Genomic DNA, 19197 nt, shown 5'->3' with positions numbered 1-19197 from the left:
AGCCGCTCATGAAGAAACTGCTGGTGGCCTTCGCCGCCCTGACCGCCCTCTCCGCCCAGGCCGACACCCTGAAAGTGGCCGCCACCCCGGTGCCCCACGCGGAAATCCTCGAGTTCATCAAGCCGCAGCTGGCCAAAGAAGGCGTGGACCTGCAGGTGAAAGTCTTCACCGACTACGTACAGCCCAACGTGCAGGTTGCCGAAGGCCGCCTGGATGCCAACTTCTTCCAGCACCAGCCTTACCTCGATGAGTTCAACAAGGCGCGCCAGACCAAGGTGAAGCTGGTGCCCGTGGTCGGTGTGCACGTCGAGCCCTTCGGCGCCTACTCCAGCAAGGTGAAGTCTCTGGCCGAACTGCCCGAAGGCGCCCAGGTGGTCATCCCCAACGACGCCACCAACGGCGGCCGCGCCCTGCTGCTGCTGGACAAGGCCGGCGTGATCAAGCTGAAGGACAACACCAGCATCACCGCCACCCCGAAGGACATCGTCGAGAACCCGAAAGGCATCAAGGTGCGTGAACTGGAAGCCGCGACCCTGCCGCGCGTGCTGAACCAGGTGGACCTGGCGCTGATCAACACCAACTACGCCCTGGAAGCCAAGCTGAACCCCACCAAGGACGCCCTGGTAATCGAAGGCAGCGACTCGCCCTACGTGAACATCCTGGTGTCCCGCGAGGACAACAAGGCCAGCGCCGACATGCAGAAACTGGCCAAGGCCCTGAACAGTCCCGAGGTGAAGAAATTCATCGAGGAGAAATACCAGGGCGCCGTGGTTCCGGCGTTCTGATCGCGTCCTGCTGAATGAGAAAGCCCGCTCGATCGAGCGGGCTTTTTTGTGGGTGTCATGTGGGAATTCATTCGCGATTGAAATCGCCCCCACAAACAAATCGCACGGTACGCCCGTTTCGTGTCAGCCCTTCGGCGCCACCAGCCCCGGCAGCTGCTCCTTGAGTTTCTGGTTGTTCAGCGGCGAGCGGATGAATCCGCGCTGGGTGCCATCCGGGCCGAGGACCACCAGGTTGCCGCTGTGGTCGACGGTGTAGTTTTCCTTGCTGGTATCGGCCGGAATGAAGGGAATGCTCACCGCATTGGCCAGTTGCTGCAGGGTGGGCAGGTCGCCGGTGACGCCGACGAAGCTCGGGTCGAAGTAACCCAGGTATTGCTTGATCTGCTCCGGGGTGTCGCGGTTCGGGTCGACGCTGACGAAGACGAAGCGCAGGTTGTCCTGCGCCTGCTGCGGCAGCAGGCCCTTGAGCTCACGCATCTGCGCCAGGGTGGTGGGGCAGATGTCGGGGCAGAAGGTGTAGCCGAAGAACACCAGGCTCCACTTGTCCTTGAACTGGTCCACCGCGATCTTCCGGCCGTTCTGGTCGACCATTTCCAGCGCCGGCAGGGCGCGGCTCTGGGGCAGCAGGACGATGCCGGCGTCGAGCAGCTTGGCGGGGTCGGCCTGGGCCTGGCTGGTCAGGACGCGGTGCACGGTGAGGCCGAGCACCACGGCCACGATAGCGACAAGGACGAAGACGGTTTTCTGGATTCTGGTCATAGGTTCAGCATCAGGTAGTGGTCCACCAGCAGGGCGATGAACAGCAGGAAGAGGTAGGCGATAGAGTACTTGAAGGTCTTGATCGCAGCGTGTGGCTTGCTGTCACGGTACAGCACCCAGGCCCACTGCAGGAAGCGCGCCCCCAGGGCCACCGCGCACGCCAGGTAGAGCACGCCGCTCATGTGGATGACGTAGGGCAGCAGGCTGACCGCGAACATCACCAAGGTATAGAGCAGGATGTGCACCTTGGTGTAGTGCTCGCCGTGGGTCACCGGCAGCATGGGAATGTCGGCCTTGGCGTATTCGGCCTTGCGATGGATGGCCAGGGCCCAGAAGTGCGGCGGGGTCCAGGCGAAGATGATCAACACCAGCAGCAGCGGCTCGGCGGAGACATGCCCGGTGACTGCGACCCAGCCCAGCAGCGGCGGCGCGGCGCCGGCCAGGCCGCCGATGACGATGTTCTGCGGCGTGGCGCGCTTGAGGAAACCGGTGTAGAGCACCGCGTAGCCCACCAGGGACGCCAGGGTCAGCCAGGCGGTCAGCTCATTGGTGAAGGCCAGCAACAGCGCCTGGCCCAGCACGGCCAGCACGAAGGCGAAGCTCAAGGCCGCCACCGGCGAGACGCGGCCATTGACCACCGGGCGTTTCAGGGTGCGCGCCATGATCGAGTCGATGCGCCGATCCACCACGTGGTTCACCGCCGCCGCCGCACCGGCGCAGAGGCCGATGCCGAGGTTGCCGAACAGCAGCACCTGCCAGGACACCCCGGCACGGGTGGCGAGGAACATGCCCACCAGAGAGGTGATCAGCATCAGCACCACCACCTTGGGCTTGGTCAGTTCCAGGTAATCGCGCCAGCTGGCGCGGGTCTGGCTGTGTCCTTGGCTGAGCAGAATGGCCATGGCGTTTTCTCCTTGGTGATCCGGTTACTTGCCTTGCGGGGTCAATGCCGTAGGAGCGAGCTCTGCTCGCGAACCTCCGCCGCCGCCAATTTCGCGAGCCGAGCTCGCTCCTACAAAAAGAGCCGCGTTGCGCACCCGGTAATTGGTAGTGACCAGCAGCAGCAGCAGCAGGGCGCCGCCGCCGTTGTGGGCCACCGCTACCGGCAGCGGCAGGTGGAAGATCACGTTGCTGATGCCCAGGCCCACCTGCAGGCACAGGGCGGCCAGCAGCAGGGCGGCCAGGCCCTTGAGGCCGGCGGCGCGCAGCTGCCAGGCAAGGGCCAGCAGCACCAGGGTCACCACCAGTGCGCCGAGGCGATGGGTCATGTGGATGGCGGTGCGGGCATCGCTGTCCAGTTGCCCGCCCAGGTAGTTGGGGCCGATGTGCTGGGTGAGGTGGAAGCCGTTGGCGAAGTCCATGGCCGGCCACCACTGGCCATGGCAGGTGGGCAGGTCGACACAGGCCACGGCCGCGTAGTTGGAGCTGACCCAGCCGCCGAGGGCGATCTGTCCGATCACCAGCGCCAGCCCCAGGGCTGCCCACAGCCGCAGCCGCTGCGGCAATTGCAGCGGCGGGAAGGCGTTGGACAGCCGCAGGCTCAGCAGCAGCAACAGCGAGAGCGTGGTGAAGCCACCCAGAAGGTGCGCGGTCACCACCTGGGGCCAGAGCTGCAGGGTCACCGTCCACATGCCGAAGGCGGCCTGGGCGACGACCACCGCCACCAGCAGCAGTGGCAGCTTCAGCGGCTGGCCGTCACGTCCGCGAAGGCGCACGGCGTGGATGGCCAGGCCGAGGATCACCAGGCCGAGGGTACCGGCGAAATAGCGGTGGACCATCTCGTTCCAGCCCTTTTGGGCCTCCACCGGTGCGTGGGGGAAATTGGCCTCGGCATGGGCGAGCTGGGCTTCGGTCTGCGGCACGCTGATGAAGCCGTAGCAGCCAGGCCAGTCGGGGCAGCCGAGGCCGGCGTGGGTCAGTCGGGTGTAGGCGCCCAGCAGCACCACCACCAGCGCCAGCAGGGTGGCGAAGAGGGCGAGGCGGAAGCCGGGCCGGTTCTTGTAGGTATCCACAGCAGTCGCTCCTCACCTTTCCGAAGAAAGGGGTCGATCAACCGATATTGGAAAGCTTCAGCAGGTGGCGCAGGTCGTTGAGGATCTGCTTGCCGCGGGCCGTGCCGTCGTAGCGCAGGACGAGGTTGCCGTGGGGGTCGACAATCCACAGGCGGGCGCCTTCCTGGTCGCCAGCGGCCTTTGCGTAGGTGACCACGTCCAGTTCGTAGCGTTTCAACTGCGGATATTCCCGCTTGAGCTTGTCGGCGTAGTCCGCCGGTACCTCGGCAGCCGCCAGGGAGTGGCCGGCGCGCGACGCATCGCGACCCAGGCCGATGTGGATCTGCCGCGCCAGGTAGACCAGCTCCTGGCATTCGGCCTCGCAGGCGCCCGGTGCGGTGACCAGCAATTGCCAGGTCTCCTGCGGCGCGGCGCCCTGGACGCCGATGTCGGCGTCGGTCTGGCCGTTGCCGATCAGGGTGCCGTGGTAGCTGCGGCCTTCCGGTACCCAGAAGCTGAACTTGTACATGGCGGTGGCCAGCATCATCGGGCCGATCACCACCATCAGGATCAGCAGCAGCTGGATGCGCCCGCGGCGACGCGGCGGCGCGGCCTCAGGCATGGCGAGTGCTGGGTTCATTGTTGTTCTCCCGTCCTTTGCGCAATCCGAAATAGATGAACAGGCCGAACAGGGCCGTCGCCAGGGCGAACCACTGCACGGCGTAGCCGATGTGTTTTTCCGGCCCCATGGCAACCACCGGCCAGTCGCTGCGGTAGGTCGCCGGGCCTTCCTCGAGGCGCAGCTCCAGGGGCAGGCCATTGCGGCCGAGGTGTTGCCAGAGGGCGGCGGCATCCACCTGGTTGATCAGTTGCGGCCAGCCGCTGGCCTGCAGGTGCTTGAGTTCGAACGCAGCGCCCGGCGGCACATAGGCCCAGGCCACTAGCGCCTGCTCACCGTCGGGGGTAGTGAAGGCCGGTGCCACGCGGCGATCGGGCCAGGGCAGCCAGCCACGATTGACCAGAAGCCACTGGCCGCTGGCGCTGTCCTGGAAGGGTTGCAGCAGTTCGACGCCGGCCCTGCCGTCGCGGATGCGGCTGTCCAGCAGCAGGCTGTGGGCGGCGTCGAACTGGCCGTTCAGGCGCACCCGCAGGTAGGCCGGATCGGGGTTGCCGCGAAGGCGCTCGACATCCACGGGGGCGGCAATGCGACGGGCATCGGCGGCCGCCAGAAGCTGGCGTTTTTCCTCAGCGCGGGAGAGCTGCCAGAAGCCCAGCCCGAGCAGCACTGGCAGCAGGGCGAGCACCACCAGGGTGGGTGCCAGGCCGGGCCGGAAGGCGCTCAAGGCCGCCGTCCGTGAGGCTGAACAGGGCTGGCTATACTGCACAACATCCCCCTTGCCCGGAGTCACGCATGCTCAAGGCTGCGATCGTCCTCATGTTGCTTGCCACGGTGGTCAGCCTGTTCAGCGGCCTTTTCTTCCTGGTCAGGGACGAAGGCCGCAGCTCCCGCGTGGTCAATGCGCTAACGGTTCGTGTAATCCTGGCCACCCTGACCCTGGCGCTCATCGCCTGGGGTTTCTACAGCGGCCAGTTCGTTTCCCATGTCACCTGGTAAGCCAGAAGCCCCCACCTCTGGCCACCGCCTTCACAGCACGTAGACGAAGGTGAACAGGCCGATCCAGACCACGTCCACGAAGTGCCAGTACCAGGCCGCCGCCTCGAATCCGAAGTGGTGCTCGGGGTCGAAGTGGCCGCGCAGGATACGCACCAGCATCACCGTCAGGATCAGCGCCCCCAGGGTCACGTGGGCGCCGTGGAAGCCAGTGAGCATGAAGAAGGTGGCGCCATAGATGCCCGAACCCAGGGTCAGCCCCAGTTCCTTGTAGGCGTGGATGTATTCCTCGGCCTGGAAGCCCAGGAAGGTCGCACCGAGCAGGACGGTCAGCGCCAGCCAGAGCTTGAGCGGACCGCGCTTGTTCTTGCGCAGGGCGTGGTGGGCGAAGGTCACGGTGAAGCTCGAGCTCACCAGCAGGATGGTGTTGATCAGCGGCAGGTGCCACGGATCGATCACCGCCTTGGGCGGCGGGAACAGCTTGGCGTCCGGGTTGTTCAGCAGCGGCCAGGTGTACTCGAAGTTGGGCCAGAGCATGTTGGCGATGCCCTTGGCGCCCTCCCCGCCCAGCCAGGGGCCGGCGAAGTAGCGCACGTAGAACAGCGCACCGAAGAAGGCGGCGAAGAACATCACCTCGGAGAAAATGAACCAGCTCATGCCCCAGCGGAAGGAACGGTCCATCTGCGAGCTATAGAGGCCGCCGCGGCTCTCACGGATGACATTGCCGAACCAGCCGAACAGCATGTAGGCCAGGATCAGGCCGCCAACGAAGAAGATGATCGGCCCGTTGGATTCCGGGCGCGCCGCCTTGAGATCGTTGAACCAGGTGCCCACGCCATAGACCGTGACCAGCAGGCCGATGGTGGCAATGATCGGCCACTTGCTCTGGGCCGGAACGTAATAGTGCTCGTGACTAGCCATCGTTGTTGTTCTCCTTATCGGCCCGTCAGCCGTCATTCCTGGCGACTGGTGGCTTGCGGGCAGTGATATCGAACAGCGTGTAAGCGAGGGTCAGGTGATGCACATCGGCCGGCAGGTCGCGGTCGACGATGAAGCGCACCGGCATCTCGATGCGCTGGCCAGGCTGAAGGACCTGCTGGGTGAAACAGAAGCATTCGGTCTTGTGGAAGAACGCCGCCGCCTTCGACGGCGCCACGCTGGGAATGGCCTGGGCCGTCATCGGCTTGTCGGTGGGGTTGTAGGCGATGAACAGCATCTCGTTGCTCGCCCCCGGGTGCACCACCAGGTCATCCGCCCTGGGGCGGAATTCCCAGCTCATTCCCGCCGCGTTGGTGGCGAGGAACTGCACCCGCACCTGGCGCTGCTGGTCTTCGTTCTGCGCCCCCTCGTAGGCCGACCCGGTGGTCTTGCCGTTGATGCCGAAGGCCTGGCACATCACGTCGTAGATCGGCACCAGGGCAAAACCGAAGGCGAACATCACCACCACCAGCAACAGCAGGCGCTGGATCAGGCGGCGAGTGCTCATTTCCCCGCTCATCTCACTTCACTTCCGGCGGCGTGCTGAAGGTGTGGTAGGGCGCCGGCGACGGCACGGTCCACTCCAGGCCCTCGGCACCGTCCCAGGGTTTGGCCGGGGCTTTCTTGCCGCCACGGATGCACTTGATGACGATGAACAGGAAGAGGAACTGGGTGGCGCCGAAGCTGAAGGCACCGATGGACGAGATCATGTTGAAGTCGGCGAACTGCAGGTTGTAGTCCGGAATCCGCCGTGGCATGCCCGCCAGCCCCACGAAGTGCATGGGGAAGAACGCCATGTTCATGCCGACGAAGCTCAGCCAGAAATGCAGCTTGCCGAGGGTCTCGTCGTACATGTGGCCGGTCCACTTCGGCAGCCAGTAGTAGGCCGAGGCGAAGATGCCGAAGATGGCGCCGGGCACCAGCACGTAGTGGAAGTGAGCCACCACGAAGTAGGTGTCGTGGTACTGGAAGTCCGCCGGGGCGATGGCCAGCATCAGGCCGGAGAAGCCGCCGATGGTGAACAGGATGACGAAGGCCACTGCGAACAGCATGGGCGTCTCGAAGGTCAGCGAGCCTTCCCACATGGTGGTCACCCAGTTGAACACCTTCACCCCAGTGGGCACGGCGATCAGCATGGTGGCGAACATGAAGAACAGCTCACCGGTCAGCGGGATGCCCACGGTGAACATGTGGTGCGCCCAGACGATGAACGACAGGAAAGCGATGGACGCGGTGGCGTAGACCATCGAGGTGTAGCCGAACAGCGGCTTGCGGCTGAAGGCCGGGATGATCGAGCTGACCGCACCGAAGGCGGGCAGGATCATGATGTACACCTCGGGGTGGCCGAAGAACCAGAACACGTGCTGGAACAGCACCGGGTCACCGCCGCCTGCTGCGCTGAAGAAGCTGGTGCCGAAGTGGATGTCCATCAGCATCATGGTCACGCAGCCGGCCAGCACCGGCATCACCGCGATCAGCAGGAAGGCGGTGATCAGCCAGGTCCAGACGAACAGCGGCATCTTCATCAGGGTCATGCCCGGGGCACGCAGGTTGAGGATGGTGGCGATCACGTTGATCGCGCCCATGATCGAGCTGATGCCCATCAGGTGGATGGCGAAGATGAAATAGGTGACGCTCTCCGGCGCGTAGGTGGTCGATAGCGGCGCGTAGAAGGTCCAGCCGAAGTTCGGTCCGCCACCGGCGCTGAACAGGGTGCTGACCAGCAGGCCGAAGGCCGCCGGCAGCAGCCAGAAGCTGAAGTTGTTCATGCGCGGCAGGGCCATGTCCGGCGCGCCGATCATCAGCGGGATCATCCAGTTGGCGAGGCCGACGAAGGCCGGCATCACCGCACCGAACACCATGATCAGGCCGTGCATGGTGGTCATCTGGTTGAAGAATTCCGGCTGCACGATCTGCAGGCCGGGCTGGAACAACTCGGCGCGGATCACCATCGCCATGGACCCCCCGAGGAGGAACATGGCGAAGCTGAACCACAGGTACATGGTGCCGATGTCCTTGTGGTTGGTGGTGAGCACCCAGCGCATCAGCCCCTTGGCCGGGCCGTGGTGGTGATCATGCCCGGCATGATCGTGGTCGATCACTGCACTCATGTCAGTCTCCCTATAGGCCGGTGTCTTCTTCATTGGCTTTCCGCCTGTTTCAGGGCCAGCACTTCCTTCGGAGTCACCATGTCCCCGGTGTTGTTACCCCAGGCATTGCGCTCGTAGGTGATGACGGCGGCGATATCGACTTCGGACAGCTGCTTGCCGAAAGCGGCCATGGCAGTGCCCTGCTTGCCGTGGAAGACGATGTTCAGGTGGTCGGCCTTGGGACCGGTGGCGATCTTCGACCCCTTGAGTGCCGGGAACATGGGCGGCAGGCCCTGGCCCTCGGCCTGGTGACAGGCGGCGCAGGCGGTGTGATAGACCTTGTCACCCCGCTCGACCAGTTCCTCCAGGGTCCATTCCTTGTCGGTCAGCTCCTTCTGCTTGACGGTCTCTTCCTTGCGAGCCGCCAGCCATTTGGCGAAGTCCTCCTGGGACTTGGCTTCGACCACGATGGGCATGAAGCCGTGGTCCTTGCCGCACAGCTCGGTGCACTGGCCACGGTAGAGGCCGGGCTTCTCGATGCGCGTCCAGGATTCGTTGACGAAGCCGGGAATGGCGTCCTTCTTCACCGCCAGCGCCGGCACCCACCAGGAGTGGATCACGTCGGCGGCGGTGATCAGGAAGCGCACCTTGGTGCCCACCGGCACAACCAGCGGCTCGTCGACTTCCAGCAGGTAGTGCTCGTCCTTCGGCGCCTGGTTGTGGATCTGCTCGGCGGGCGTGGACAGGTTGCTGAAGAACTCCACGTCCTGGCCCAGGTACTTGTAGTGCCATTTCCACTGGTAGCCAGTGATCTGCACATCCAGTCCGGATTCGGAGGTGTCGTAGATGTCGATCAGGGTCTTGGTCGCCGGCACCGCCATCAGCACAAGGATGACGAAGGGCACGACGGTCCAGAGGATTTCAACCGTGGTGCTTTCGTGGAAGTGCGCCGGCTGCTGGCCGGTGGAGCGGCGGTGGATGATCATCGACCAGAACATGGCACCGAAGACCACGACGCCAATGACGACGCAGATCCAGAAGATGGTCATGTGCAGATCGAAAACGGTGCGGCTGACCTCGGTTGCACCAGGCGCCATGTTGACTGTCCAGGCAGCCTCCGCCTGGCTGAGAACAGACAGCAGCAGGAGTCCCATCCAGACTCGTGGATGTCGCATCATTGCGGGTTCCCCTTCTCGTTCTTGTTATCCCGCCGGCTGGGCCAACGGCTTGGGGACGGCTGCCCGGACTACCAAACTCGGACCGCCGACCTCGGCACGCAGGTGCACAGTCGGGTTCCATCAGGTAATGCCTTTCGAGTCGGAGTATAGACAGGGACTTCCGGTGCGCAACGCGACCGAAGAAATGGCTGAAGCCGCGTAAGCCTTGTCCTAAACGCCACGGGTGGCACGGGTCGCGAGCAGATGGCAAAGTGCTGTTATAGCCCGCCCGAATAACCACTTGGAAATTATGACAATCCAGTCTTAGCAGTTCCGCTCAGCGAGCTAAGGTCTTGTCTTCAACTTTTCATTCACCTGCCACCGCCATGTCCTTTTCAGGAGCAGTCATGAACACCGCCGCACTGCGCGAACTCATCCAGCGCGCTCTCCAGAACGAAGTCGCCTCCTCCCAACTGACCCGGATACTGGAAGCCCAGGTCGCCAGCCTGCACCCCGCCATTCGTCTTCCGGAAGAGGATGCCCAGGGCGTGCTCGCCCGTTTCATCGCTGCCTATGTGGAACAGGTCCCGGACGTGCTGGATGCCGCCGCCAATGTCGCCCGTGAAGCCGGGATCGAAGCCCGCATCAGGCCGGTGCTCCGGGTCGCCGAACAGTTCTTCCTGCAGCCCCCGGCCCTGATGGCCGGCCACGAAGGCCTGGAGGGCCTGCTCGACGAGGCCTACCTGGCGCATCGCCTGGTGGAAGAGGTCAATGACCGCTACATCCTGCACTTCGGCCAGCCGCTGATCCCGCTGGATACCACGGTGGCCAATCTGATCGCCCACAACCTGATCGGCGAACCCTTCGCCAACCAGCTGGATGAAGCCGTGCACCATGCCGTGGACGGCCTGCTGGACGACGAAGTGTTCAGCCAGCCCTCGGCCCGGGCCTATCGCCAGCAACTGCACGACCCCAAGGTGGAGGAAGCCTGGAAACGCTGGCCGTGCATGTCCCAGCAACTGGGCGTCGGCCTGGAGCTGAACCAGGGCCAGCGCTCCGCCAGCTGAAATCTTCGCGGGCTACGCCATACCCTGTGGGAGCGATTTCAATCGCGGATGAATTCACTCCCGCAGGAATAAGAAAGGGCCGCACCGGCAGCCCCTTTTTTCGTCAATCCGCCAGGTAGCGCGGCCGTGGCGTGGCCATTGGCAGCGGGCCGTCACCGATCGCGCGGAAGCGCCCCAGCTCGGCATCGTAGGCCTTGATGACGGACGTCTCGATGTCATAGACCCAGCCATGGATGAACAGCTGGCCGCTGGCCAGGCGCGCCGCCACCGAAGGGTGGGTGCGCAGGTGGTCCAGCTGGGCCACCACGTTTTCCTCGGTGAGCACTGACAGGGACTCGTGGCTGACGCAGCCGCAGTTTTCCTGGACCACCACCTTGGCCACCTCGGCATGGCGCAGCCAGGCCTTTACCGTGGGCATGCGCTCCAGGGTCTGCGGGTCCATCACCGCCTTCATCGCGCCGCAGTCGGAGTGGCCGCAGATGATGATGTGGTGCACACCGAGGGCCATCACCGCGAACTCGATGGCCGTCGAAACGCCGCCATTCATCTGGCCGTACGGCGGCACCACGTTGCCGACGTTACGGGTGACGAACAGATCGCCGGGCGAGCTCTGGGTGATCAGCTCGGGGACGATCCGCGAGTCGGCGCAGGTGATGAACATGGCGCGGGGTTTCTGCTCATGGGCAAGCTTCTTGAACAGTTCTTCCTGTTGTGGAAAGACTTCGTCGCGGAACCGCTGTAAGCCCTCGACTATGTTGCGCAGGGCCTCTTCCGCACTCTCACCACGTTGCTTGTCGTGCTCGTTGCTCATGCTGCCAACCTCGGTCATCGTAGGAATTGTCTGTTCTGCCGCCAATTATCCACTGATTGTCGGCATTTGAATTCCTACAGGACTGTCGTTACAGCCCGTCGAGTCACACCTCAAAGCAACGCCATCTGTCCGCCAGGCGGACAGAAGCGCGAACAATCCAGTTCATAGTCGCGTCGCCGGTTCAGTCCCAGCTTGCGGATGGCCACGGCAAAGCGCTGCGCCAGCAGTTCGGCGAAAGGCCCCTGGCCCTTGAAGCGGTGACCAAAGCGGCTGTCGTAGATTTCCCCGCCCCGGCACTGGCGAATGATGCTCATCACATGGGCGGCGCGCTGCGGGTAGTGCGCCTGGAGCCATTCCTCGAACAGCGGTCCCACCTCCCTGGGCAGACGCAACAGCATGTAGTTCGCCTGCCGCGCACCATTATCCCGAGCCGCTTCCAGCAGGCTCTCCAGTTCCATGTCATTGATCATCGGGATCATCGGCGAACAGAGCACCCCCACCGGAATGCGGTGTTCACTGAGCACACGGATCGCCCGCAGGCGCGCCGACGGAGCGGCGGCGCGAGGCTCCAGGGTGCGCTTCAGTTCGTCGTCCAGGGTGGTGAGGCTGATCATCACCGCCACCAGGTTCTGCTCCGCCAGTTCGCCGAGCAGGTCGAGGTCGCGCAGTACCAGCGAGCCCTTGGTGACGATGGTCACCGGGTGGCGGTAGCGCAGCAGCACTTCGAGGGTCTGGCGGGTGAGGCGGTACTCGCGTTCGATGGGCTGGTAAGGATCGGTGTTGGACCCGAGGTTGATCGGCGCGCACTGGTAACCCGGCTTGGAGAGCTGCTGTTCGAGCAGGGCGATAGCATTGGTCTTGGCGATCAGCCGGGTCTCGAAATCCAGCCCCGGCGACATGTCCCAGTAGGCATGGCTGGGTCGGGCATAGCAGTAGATGCAGCCATGCTCGCAGCCACGATAGGGGTTCACCGAACGGTCGAAGGGCAGGTCCGGCGACTGGTTGCGGGTGATGATGCTCTTCGCGGTTTCCTGCCGGACTTCGGTCGCGCGGCTGGGCGGGACTTCCTGGAACCAGCCGTCGTCCATCGCCACCGACGTGATCGGTGCGAAGCGATTGAAGGGGTTGCTGGCCGTACCACGGCCGCGAGGTGGGAGAGGGACGGACATGGGGGGACTCCACAAACTGTATATCTATACAGTATATGGAGATTCTTCCTGCGACCAGTCGGATTCTGCCGGGCGGTGCGTCTGCCGTGGCAGGGATTCAGGCCCCCTCTCCCTCTGGGAGAGGGGCTGGGGGAGAGGGAGGTTCCGGCTAGCTGGGCGTTCGCAATTGCAGACCTGCGGTCTGCCTGGCGAATGAATTCGCCCTTCTACAAGGACGGCGCTCCGCGAGCTTGCGAAACCCAACGCGGCGGCCTGGCTGAGCAGCGTTGGGCCTCGTTCCTCGGACCAACCTACGGAACTGATTGACATGCAATGAACTATCGTCCGGAGAGGCGAACAGTCAGCCCACCGTAGCCATGCTGGCCAGGGGACCCGCCCAGTTCGAGATGCCCCTGTGCGGCCAGCTCGCGGGCGCGCCAGTAGGCGAAGAAGTCCGTGACAAAGAAGCCGTCGCTCCGCCCCATCAACTCCGCCATCACCCGCGCCAGTGGCCGCCAGTCCGGTGTGCAGGCGCCGAGGAGGATGGCGTCTATCTGACGATGGTCCTCACCCTGGAAATCGCCCTTTTGCCAGCGGCGGATATCGGCATTGCCGGCCACGGCGGCGCGCCACTGGCTGGCGAGCAACGCCTTGCGCCCGGCATCGACCGGCTTCGGCAGGAAATACGCGCCCATTTCGGCGGGGGCGATCATGCCTACCGCGCGGCGCCTCCCGACGCGGCTGTCGCCGGTGCCGCAAGGCACCTCCCGGAACGGCAGGTCGCTGCCTTCCAGGGCGGCCGCGACACGGGCCAGCAGAAGTTGTTCGGAACAGCTGTCGCCATGCCAGACGGTGACCGGTCGATCCTGCCGTTTCAGCGCGGCGAGCCAATCGGCATCGGCACAGAGGTCCGTGGCGAAATCCGGCCGCGGCGTCACCGCACCGGGCCAGACATCCAGCCAGAACTGCGCACGGACCGAGCAGGGCGGCGTCTCGACATCCACCAGCGGCCCAACCGCCAGGTCGTCACGCAGCACACGCAACGCGCGGGCGGCGACGTCCTCGCCGATGACGCGGGTTACGCCTTGCGCCGCCACATCACCACAAACCAGGTGCCACATGCGCCCGCCTTGGCCTCGTGCTTACTCGCTGGGCTTCTTCAGCTTGGGATTGGGGAAGAACTGCACCGACTGCACCTTGGGATCGGCCACCTTCGGCTTCACCTGGTTGACCCGGGTGCCCAGTTCCTTCGGCACCGACTGGCCCTGGGCATTCAGGGTGTCGGCGTAGCCGCAGGCCACGCACTGGCGGTGCGGCACACCGTCCTCTTCCCACATCTGGATCTTGTCCATCTCGCTGCATGCCGGGCACACGGCGCCGGCGATGAAGCGTTTCGGTGTGGCAGTCATGCTGCGTCCTCCGTCAGGCCGCTGTGGCGCAACAGGGCGTCGATGGAGGGCTCGCGACCACGGAAGTCGACGAACAGCACCATGGGCTCCTGGGAACCGCCACGGGCCAGGATGGCCTCGCGGAATGCGCGGCCGGTGGCCGGATTGAGCACACCCTCTTCCTCGAAGCGGGAGAAGGCATCGGCAGACAGCACTTCCGCCCACTTGTAGCTGTAGTAACCGGCTGCGTAACCGCCGGCGAAGATGTGCGCGAAGCTGTTGGCGAAGCGGTTGAACGCCGGCGGACGCATCACCGCGACTTCGGAGCGGACCGCCTCCAGCACGTCGAGGACACTGCGGCCGTCGCCGTGGGTGGCATGCAGTTCGAAGTCGAACAGGGAGAACTCCAGCTGGCGCACCATCATCAGGCCGGACTGGAAGTTCTTCGCCGCCAGCATCTTGTCCAGCAGGTCCTGGGGCAGCGGCTCGCCAGTCTGGTAGTGGCCGGAGATCAGCGCCAGGCCTTCCGGTTCCCAGCACCAGTTCTCCATGAACTGGCTGGGCAGCTCCACCGCGTCCCAGGCCACGCCATTGATGCCGGATGCACCGGCATGCTCGACGCGGGTCAGCAGGTGGTGCAGGCCGTGGCCGAACTCGTGGAAGAGGGTGGTGACTTCGTCATGGGTCAGCAGGGCCGGTTTGTCGCCCACAGCCGGCGTGAAGTTGCAGACCAGGTTGGCCACCGGGCTCACCAGTTCGCCACCGGCATTGCGGCGCTTGTCGCGGGCGCCGTCCATCCAGGCGCCGCCGCGTTTGTTGGCACGGGCATAGAGATCGAAGAAGAAGCGGCCGACGTGCTGGCCGTTCTCGCTGATCTCGAACAGGCGCACGTCCGGGTGCCAGGTATCGAAGCCGGACAGCTCGCGGATTTCGATGCCGTAGAGCTTCTGCACGATGGTGAACAGGCCGGACAGCACCTTGTCGACGGGGAAGTAGGCGCGCAGGGCTTCCTGGGAAATGCTGTAGCGCTGCTCGCGCAGCTTCTCGCTGAAGTAGCCCACGTCCCAGCTCTGCAGGTCGCTCACGCCGCGCTCGGCGGCGAAGGCCTTGAGCTCTTCCAGGTCCTTGGCGGCGAATGGCTTGCTGCGCTTGGCGAGATCGCGGAGGAAGCCCAGCACCTGCGGGGTGGACTCGGCCATCTTGGTGGCAAGGGAGAGGTCGGCGAAGTGCTCGAAGCCCAGCAGCCGGGCCAGTTCCTGGCGCAGGTCAAGGATTTCGGCCATCACCGGGCCATTGTCGTTCTGCCCGGCATTCGGCCCCTGGTCGGAGGCGCGGGTGCTGTAGGCGGTGTAGACCTCCTGGCGCAAAGCGCGGTCGTCGGCGTAGGTCATCACCGCGTAGTAGCTGGGGAATTCCAGGGTGATCAGCCAGCCGTCCAGGCCCTTGGCCTCGGCGGCCTGTTTCATCTGTGCCTTGGCCGAATCGGTGAGGCCGGCCAGGGCTGCTTCGTCGTGGACCTGCTTGGTCCAGGCCTGGGTGGCGTCCAGCAGCTGGTTGGAGAAGCGGCTGCCGAGTTCCGACAGCTTCATCTGGATTTCGCCGTAACGCTGCTGCTTGTCGGCCGGCAGGTCGATGCCGGACAGGCGGAAGTCGCGCAGTGCGTGGTCGAGGATGGTCTTCTGCGCCACGTCGAAACCGGCAGCTTCGGGACCGCCGGCCAGTGCCTCGTAGGCCTGGAACAGCGCACGGTTCTGGCCCATTTCCGTCCAGTATTCGGACAGTTTGGGCAGGCACGCCTCGTAGGCATTGCGCAACTCGGGGTTGTTGCACACGGCATTCAGGTGGCTCACCGGGCTCCAGGCCCGACCCAGGCGCTCGCCCAGTTCGTCCAGCGCCAGCACCAGCCCCCGCCAGGTGGGGGTGCCATCCTGGCGTTCAAGCAGTTCGGCGATGGCGGCGCGGTTGTCGGCGAGAATCTGGTCGACGGCCGGTTCGACATGTTCCGGACGAATGGCGGAGTAGGGCGGCAGGTCGAAGTCTTGCAGGAGGGGATTGCTCAGGGTCACGGCATTCACCTGTATTCGAGGAAGGGCGGGCTGCACGAGGAGACGAGACACAGCCCGAATGGCAGCCATCTTAATTACAATCGCCGGCTGACGCAGCCTCAGGAATCTCTATGAACCCGATCAGAACCTACCAGGGCATCCGCCCCCAGCTCGGCGAACGGGTCTTCGTCGATGCCTCCGCCGTGGTCATCGGCGACGTGCAGCTGGGCGACGACAGCTCGGTCTGGCCGCTGGTGACCATCCGTGGCGACATGCACCGCATCCGCATTGGCGCGCGCACCAGCGTGCAGGACGGCAGCGTGCTGCACATCACCCACGCCGGTCCCTTCAACCCCGACGGCTATCCGCTGGAAATCGGTGACGACGTGACCATCGGCCACAAGGCGCTGCTGCACGGCTGCAAGGTCGGCAGCCGGGTGCTGATCGGCATGGGCAGCATCGTCATGGACGGCGCGGTGATCGATGACGACGTGGTGCTCGGCGCCGGCAGCCTGGTGCCGCCGGGCAAGCGCCTGGAAAGCGGCTACCTCTACGTCGGCAGCCCGGTGAAACAGGCCCGCCCGCTGAGCGACAAGGAAAAGGCCTTCTTCACCTACAGCGCGGCCAACTACGTGAAACTGAAGGACCTTCACATCGCCGAAGGCTACGGGGGCTGAGTTGGATTACCGCAACATACTCTTCGACCTCGACGGCACCCTTACCGACCCACGCGAGGGCATCACCCGCTCGGTGCAGTACGCGCTGGGCAAACTGGACATCCACGAGCCGGACCTGGCGAAGCTGGAGCACTTCATCGGCCCGCCGCTGCTGCAGTGCTTCATGCAGACCTACGACCTCCCCGAGGAACGCGCCTGGGAAGCGGTGAACCACTACCGCGACCGCTTCAAGGTCACCGGGCTCTATGAGAACCGCGTGTTCGACGGTATCGATGCCTTGCTCGAACGCCTGCGCGAACAGGGCCGCACCCTGTTCATCGCCACCAGCAAGCCGACGGTCTTCGCCCGCGAAATCGCCCGGCACTTCGGCTTCGACCGGCACTTCAAGCACATCTACGGTAGCGAACTGGACGGTACCCGCACCAACAAGGTGGAGCTGATCGCCCACCTGCTGGAAGAGGAGCGCCTGGACCCTGCCGATACCCTGATGATCGGCGACCGCAAGCACGACCTGATCGGCGCGAGCCGCAATGGCGTGCACGGGGCGGGCGTGGGTTACGGCTTCGGCAGCCGCGAGGAATTGATGGGCGAAGCGCCGGCCTACTACTTCGCCAGCCTGGAAGAGCTGAGACGGGCGTTTGGGTGAAAAGGCCGACGACGAGAGGCCGCATTTTGTGGAAGCGATTTCAATCGCGATGCAGATCGAAGACCTGCCCAGGCAGATTTCAAGGAGGGGCCGCAACACGGCCTTTCGCGAATGAATTCGCTTCTACAAGGCGGTCCCCCGTGACGAATCAATCCCCATTGCGCTGGTAGATGATCTTTTTGGTGCCGTTCTCGCAGGAGCCGACCACCATGCTCTGGTCCTTCACTTCGGCGTTGGGGACTATCTCCAGGGTGTAGCTGGTGACCCCGGCGGCCTGGATCTTCACTTCGATTTCCTGCTTCAGCTCCTCGCAGGGCTTGGGTGCCGCCACGGCGGTGCCCGCCAACACGCCCAGCATCAGGACTACAGCCATTCTTCTCATCGCCGACTCCATTTCCTTGTTGTCCTGGCCGTTGGACTGACAGCCAGCCAGGCAAGTTCTAGCGGTTCGCCGCCAGGCTTTCCAGTGCTCGTGTGCGTTCCTGCTGAGGCATCTCCCCCAGCTCTGCAGCGCGCCGGTAGAAGGCTTGCCAGTTCCCACCCGCCTCGCGGAACAGCGCGGCGAAAGCCGGTATCCACTGGTCATAGAGCCCGAAGGGCAGCAGCTTGGCGTTGTTCATCGGCCCTTCCATCCAGGCATCGAAGCGGTTGTAGCCGCCCCAATCGCGGTCGCGCATGACGCGATAATCGCGGCGCAGGCGCTCGAATTCCTCGGCCTTGGCCTGGCGCATGCGCTCGGGCGGAAAGCCGCTGGCGTAAAGGCGTTGCAGGCGTTCGCGGGCGTCCAGCACCAGGCGGGTCAGGGCGTCCCGGCGCCGGGCATCCTCATCGCCCCGGGTAGCAAGACCACGGCTGGCGCGCCACTGGCTCAGGCCTTCACGCTCGACGAAGCTGGCGAAGGACTCGTTGAACGCCGTATCCCCCGGCACATAGAGCTGCTGGTGGGCCAGTTCGTGGAAGATCAGCGCCGCAAGGCGGTCGTCATTCCAGCGCAGCATGGTGTTGAGCAGCGGGTCGTCGAACCAGCCCAGGGTGGAATAGGCCTCGACGCCGCCGACCCAGGTCTCCAACCCTTGCTGCCGGAGCAAGGCGGCGGCGCCCCTGGCACGACCCAACTGGTAGTAGCCGCGATAGGCGACACAACCTGCAATGGGAAAGCAGTGGGTTTGCGGCTGCAGGGAGAACTCCGGCGTGGCGAACAGGTTCCACACCACGTAGGGCCGCTGGATATCGGCATAGACGCGGTAGCTGCCATTGTCCGGAAGCCCCAGCGAATCACTGGCGAAGGTCCGCGCCTGCTGGGTGAGTGCCAGGCGCTGACGCAGCACTTGCGGTTGCGCGGGATCGTCGATCAGCGCTTGCACCGGCTGGCGGGCGTGCAGCAGGGCGAGCTGCCCACGTGCCAACTGGCCGTAGTAATCCAGGCTGGAGCAACCGCTCAGCAGCGCGGCGCCCAGCAGGGGAACCCAGGGCCTGCGGATGCGGTCAAGCAGTTCGATAAGAAGGGTGGTCAGCATGCCGCGACACTAGCGCATCGGAGCCATCCACCACTACTGGCCTGTTGGAGCCTTCCATGCGCCCTCTGCTGCTTTTTCTGCCGCTTCTCAGCCTTGGCGGTTGCGCCCTGATGCTGCCCAGCCCCGACCCGAACCAGGCCTGGATCGCCCTGCACAAGCAGGAAGGCCAGAGCATCCAGGCCAGCCGGGTGGATGACAAGGCACTCTCCGACCCGCGCTACTTCCAGGTCACGCCGGGCCGGCACGAACTGGAGGTGCGCCTGGAGTTCGACGTGGGCGGCCACGACATCGGCCAGGGTAGTGAGAGTTATCGGCGCACCTGCCTGCTCAAGCTGGCCTTTACCGACTTCGCGGCAGGCGAACGCTATCTGCTGCATGCAGGTGGTATCGGTTTCCGCCCCTGGGCGCGGCTGTATGACGAACGCAACCAGGAAGTCGCCAAGGCACGGGAAAGTCGCTGCGGTGATGTCTGAACTCTCCGGCATGGGCGTATGCTGAACGCACCATACCCATCAGGAGTTTCTTC

At 64.6% G+C, this 19197-nt stretch carries 22 protein-coding genes; 6 read left to right on the top strand and 16 right to left on the bottom strand.

The window, feature by feature from the left end:
- Nucleotides 1–8 precede the first annotated feature (8 nt).
- Nucleotides 9–785 carry a MetQ/NlpA family ABC transporter substrate-binding protein gene (locus tag ACFW0B_RS17280; RefSeq protein WP_449150235.1) on the top strand — a complete coding sequence of 259 codons (777 nt, stop codon included), beginning with the start codon at nucleotides 9–11 and terminating at the stop codon, nucleotides 783–785.
- Between the two features lie 123 nt (nucleotides 786–908).
- Here the strand turns inward: ACFW0B_RS17280 and ACFW0B_RS17275 are convergent, their stop codons facing one another.
- From ACFW0B_RS17275 to ACFW0B_RS17255, 5 genes are read right to left on the bottom strand one after another with little or no spacing between them, the layout of a single operon-like run.
- Entirely contained in the window at nucleotides 909–1544 is a 636-nt protein-coding gene (locus tag ACFW0B_RS17275) for an SCO family protein (protein ID WP_449150234.1), read from the bottom strand.
- Nucleotides 1541–2446, bottom strand: a complete 906-nt coding sequence (gene cyoE, locus ACFW0B_RS17270; protein ID WP_449150233.1) for a heme o synthase — start codon at nucleotides 2444–2446, stop codon at nucleotides 1541–1543. The genes ACFW0B_RS17275 and cyoE overlap by 4 nt, the downstream gene beginning before the upstream one ends.
- Before the next feature lie 24 nt (nucleotides 2447–2470).
- Complete coding sequence (locus tag ACFW0B_RS17265) at nucleotides 2471–3556, bottom strand: COX15/CtaA family protein (RefSeq protein ID WP_449150232.1); 1086 nt, start codon at nucleotides 3554–3556, stop codon at nucleotides 2471–2473.
- A 37-nt stretch (nucleotides 3557–3593) separates the two neighbouring features.
- Entirely contained in the window at nucleotides 3594–4175 is a 582-nt protein-coding gene (locus tag ACFW0B_RS17260; protein ID WP_449150231.1) for a hypothetical protein, read from the bottom strand.
- Nucleotides 4150–4878 (bottom strand): SURF1 family protein, encoded by a 729-nt coding sequence (locus ACFW0B_RS17255; RefSeq protein WP_449150230.1) that lies wholly within the window; start codon nucleotides 4876–4878, stop codon nucleotides 4150–4152. The genes ACFW0B_RS17260 and ACFW0B_RS17255 overlap by 26 nt, the downstream gene beginning before the upstream one ends.
- Nucleotides 4879–4946: 68 nt before the next feature.
- On the opposite strand from ACFW0B_RS17255, the gene ACFW0B_RS17250 reads away from it, so the two are divergent.
- On the top strand, nucleotides 4947–5150 hold the full coding sequence (locus ACFW0B_RS17250; RefSeq protein WP_449150229.1) for a twin transmembrane helix small protein: 204 nt from the start codon (nucleotides 4947–4949) through the stop codon (nucleotides 5148–5150).
- Between the two features lie 30 nt (nucleotides 5151–5180).
- Here the strand turns inward: ACFW0B_RS17250 and ACFW0B_RS17245 are convergent, their stop codons facing one another.
- Genes ACFW0B_RS17245 through coxB form a run of 4 tightly spaced genes read right to left on the bottom strand, consistent with a single transcriptional unit; the run spans nucleotide 5181 to nucleotide 9393 of the window.
- Nucleotides 5181–6068 (bottom strand): cytochrome c oxidase subunit 3, encoded by an 888-nt coding sequence (locus ACFW0B_RS17245; RefSeq protein WP_449150227.1) that lies wholly within the window; start codon nucleotides 6066–6068, stop codon nucleotides 5181–5183.
- Nucleotides 6069–6093: 25 nt separating this feature from the next.
- Nucleotides 6094–6645, bottom strand: coding sequence for a cytochrome c oxidase assembly protein (locus ACFW0B_RS17240; RefSeq protein ID WP_449150225.1), 552 nt, complete (start codon nucleotides 6643–6645; stop codon nucleotides 6094–6096).
- 1 nt (nucleotide 6646) lies between these two features.
- Nucleotides 6647–8236: a cytochrome c oxidase subunit I gene (gene ctaD / locus ACFW0B_RS17235; protein ID WP_449150223.1), complete on the bottom strand. Its 1590-nt coding sequence runs from the start codon at nucleotides 8234–8236 to the stop codon at nucleotides 6647–6649.
- A 29-nt stretch (nucleotides 8237–8265) separates the two neighbouring features.
- Complete coding sequence (coxB, locus tag ACFW0B_RS17230) at nucleotides 8266–9393, bottom strand: cytochrome c oxidase subunit II (protein ID WP_449150221.1); 1128 nt, start codon at nucleotides 9391–9393, stop codon at nucleotides 8266–8268.
- Nucleotides 9394–9779: 386 nt separating this feature from the next.
- Here coxB and ACFW0B_RS17225 point away from each other — a divergent pair, with 386 nt between their 5' ends.
- A complete protein-coding gene (locus ACFW0B_RS17225) occupies nucleotides 9780–10439 on the top strand; it encodes a hypothetical protein (RefSeq protein ID WP_449150219.1) in 660 nt (219 codons plus the stop codon).
- A gap of 103 nt (nucleotides 10440–10542) precedes the next feature.
- Here the strand turns inward: ACFW0B_RS17225 and ACFW0B_RS17220 are convergent, their stop codons facing one another.
- From ACFW0B_RS17220 to prlC, 5 genes are all read right to left on the bottom strand, one after another.
- The gene (locus ACFW0B_RS17220) at nucleotides 10543–11250 is read right to left on the bottom strand and encodes a carbonic anhydrase (protein ID WP_449150217.1); all 708 of its coding nucleotides are present in this window, start codon (nucleotides 11248–11250) and stop codon (nucleotides 10543–10545) included.
- A 110-nt stretch (nucleotides 11251–11360) separates the two neighbouring features.
- Complete coding sequence (locus tag ACFW0B_RS17215) at nucleotides 11361–12419, bottom strand: PA0069 family radical SAM protein (protein WP_449150215.1); 1059 nt, start codon at nucleotides 12417–12419, stop codon at nucleotides 11361–11363.
- 317 nt (nucleotides 12420–12736) lie between these two features.
- A complete protein-coding gene (locus tag ACFW0B_RS17210; RefSeq protein ID WP_449150213.1) occupies nucleotides 12737–13519 on the bottom strand; it encodes a DUF1835 domain-containing protein in 783 nt (260 codons plus the stop codon).
- Nucleotides 13520–13540: 21 nt separating this feature from the next.
- Complete coding sequence (locus ACFW0B_RS17205) at nucleotides 13541–13807, bottom strand: YheV family putative zinc ribbon protein (protein ID WP_449150211.1); 267 nt, start codon at nucleotides 13805–13807, stop codon at nucleotides 13541–13543.
- The gene (prlC, locus tag ACFW0B_RS17200) at nucleotides 13804–15852 is read right to left on the bottom strand and encodes an oligopeptidase A (protein ID WP_449150209.1); all 2049 of its coding nucleotides are present in this window, start codon (nucleotides 15850–15852) and stop codon (nucleotides 13804–13806) included. Before prlC ends, ACFW0B_RS17205 begins: the two co-directional genes overlap by 4 nt.
- 110 nt (nucleotides 15853–15962) lie before the next feature.
- Between prlC and ACFW0B_RS17195 the strand changes: the two genes are divergently transcribed.
- Together ACFW0B_RS17195 and ACFW0B_RS17190 are read left to right on the top strand one after the other, a co-directional pair.
- Nucleotides 15963–16508, top strand: coding sequence for a gamma carbonic anhydrase family protein (locus ACFW0B_RS17195; RefSeq protein WP_449150207.1), 546 nt, complete (start codon nucleotides 15963–15965; stop codon nucleotides 16506–16508).
- A gap of 1 nt (nucleotide 16509) precedes the next feature.
- A complete protein-coding gene (locus ACFW0B_RS17190; protein WP_449150205.1) occupies nucleotides 16510–17154 on the top strand; it encodes an HAD family hydrolase in 645 nt (214 codons plus the stop codon).
- Between the two features lie 148 nt (nucleotides 17155–17302).
- On the opposite strand, the gene ACFW0B_RS17185 is transcribed toward ACFW0B_RS17190, so the two are convergent.
- Both ACFW0B_RS17185 and ACFW0B_RS17180 read right to left on the bottom strand, forming a co-directional pair.
- A complete protein-coding gene (locus tag ACFW0B_RS17185; protein ID WP_449150203.1) occupies nucleotides 17303–17536 on the bottom strand; it encodes a DUF1161 domain-containing protein in 234 nt (77 codons plus the stop codon).
- 58 nt (nucleotides 17537–17594) lie between these two features.
- Nucleotides 17595–18671, bottom strand: coding sequence for an aminopeptidase (locus ACFW0B_RS17180; RefSeq protein ID WP_449150201.1), 1077 nt, complete (start codon nucleotides 18669–18671; stop codon nucleotides 17595–17597).
- Between the two features lie 56 nt (nucleotides 18672–18727).
- Here ACFW0B_RS17180 and ACFW0B_RS17175 point away from each other — a divergent pair, with 56 nt between their 5' ends.
- Entirely contained in the window at nucleotides 18728–19144 is a 417-nt protein-coding gene (locus ACFW0B_RS17175; protein ID WP_449150199.1) for a PA0061/PA0062 family lipoprotein, read from the top strand.
- Nucleotides 19145–19197 lie beyond the last annotated feature (53 nt).

Origin of the sequence: Metapseudomonas phytobenefica, from assembly GCF_043392685.1 — a bacterium.
Taxonomy (GTDB): domain Bacteria; phylum Pseudomonadota; class Gammaproteobacteria; order Pseudomonadales; family Pseudomonadaceae; genus Metapseudomonas.
This window is presented reverse-complemented; position numbering and strand designations above follow the sequence as displayed.

Coding starts and splice junctions, on each gene's coding strand:
- ACFW0B_RS17260 (WP_449150231.1), bottom strand. CDS start 4,175: ATGAACCCAGCACTCGCCATGCCTGAGGCCGCGCCGCCGCGTCGCCGC.
- coxB (WP_449150221.1), bottom strand. CDS start 9,393: ATGATGCGACATCCACGAGTCTGGATGGGACTCCTGCTGCTGTCTGTT.
- ACFW0B_RS17250 (WP_449150229.1), top strand. CDS start 4,947: ATGCTCAAGGCTGCGATCGTCCTCATGTTGCTTGCCACGGTGGTCAGC.
- ACFW0B_RS17220 (WP_449150217.1), bottom strand. CDS start 11,250: ATGAGCAACGAGCACGACAAGCAACGTGGTGAGAGTGCGGAAGAGGCC.
- ACFW0B_RS17280 (WP_449150235.1), top strand. CDS start 9: ATGAAGAAACTGCTGGTGGCCTTCGCCGCCCTGACCGCCCTCTCCGCC.
- ctaD (WP_449150223.1), bottom strand. CDS start 8,236: ATGAGTGCAGTGATCGACCACGATCATGCCGGGCATGATCACCACCAC.
- ACFW0B_RS17180 (WP_449150201.1), bottom strand. CDS start 18,671: ATGCTGACCACCCTTCTTATCGAACTGCTTGACCGCATCCGCAGGCCC.
- ACFW0B_RS17225 (WP_449150219.1), top strand. CDS start 9,780: ATGAACACCGCCGCACTGCGCGAACTCATCCAGCGCGCTCTCCAGAAC.
- ACFW0B_RS17175 (WP_449150199.1), top strand. CDS start 18,728: ATGCGCCCTCTGCTGCTTTTTCTGCCGCTTCTCAGCCTTGGCGGTTGC.
- cyoE (WP_449150233.1), bottom strand. CDS start 2,446: ATGGCCATTCTGCTCAGCCAAGGACACAGCCAGACCCGCGCCAGCTGG.
- ACFW0B_RS17275 (WP_449150234.1), bottom strand. CDS start 1,544: ATGACCAGAATCCAGAAAACCGTCTTCGTCCTTGTCGCTATCGTGGCC.
- ACFW0B_RS17185 (WP_449150203.1), bottom strand. CDS start 17,536: ATGAGAAGAATGGCTGTAGTCCTGATGCTGGGCGTGTTGGCGGGCACC.
- ACFW0B_RS17205 (WP_449150211.1), bottom strand. CDS start 13,807: ATGACTGCCACACCGAAACGCTTCATCGCCGGCGCCGTGTGCCCGGCA.
- ACFW0B_RS17210 (WP_449150213.1), bottom strand. CDS start 13,519: ATGTGGCACCTGGTTTGTGGTGATGTGGCGGCGCAAGGCGTAACCCGC.
- ACFW0B_RS17195 (WP_449150207.1), top strand. CDS start 15,963: ATGAACCCGATCAGAACCTACCAGGGCATCCGCCCCCAGCTCGGCGAA.
- ACFW0B_RS17215 (WP_449150215.1), bottom strand. CDS start 12,419: ATGTCCGTCCCTCTCCCACCTCGCGGCCGTGGTACGGCCAGCAACCCC.
- ACFW0B_RS17240 (WP_449150225.1), bottom strand. CDS start 6,645: ATGAGCGGGGAAATGAGCACTCGCCGCCTGATCCAGCGCCTGCTGTTG.
- ACFW0B_RS17245 (WP_449150227.1), bottom strand. CDS start 6,068: ATGGCTAGTCACGAGCACTATTACGTTCCGGCCCAGAGCAAGTGGCCG.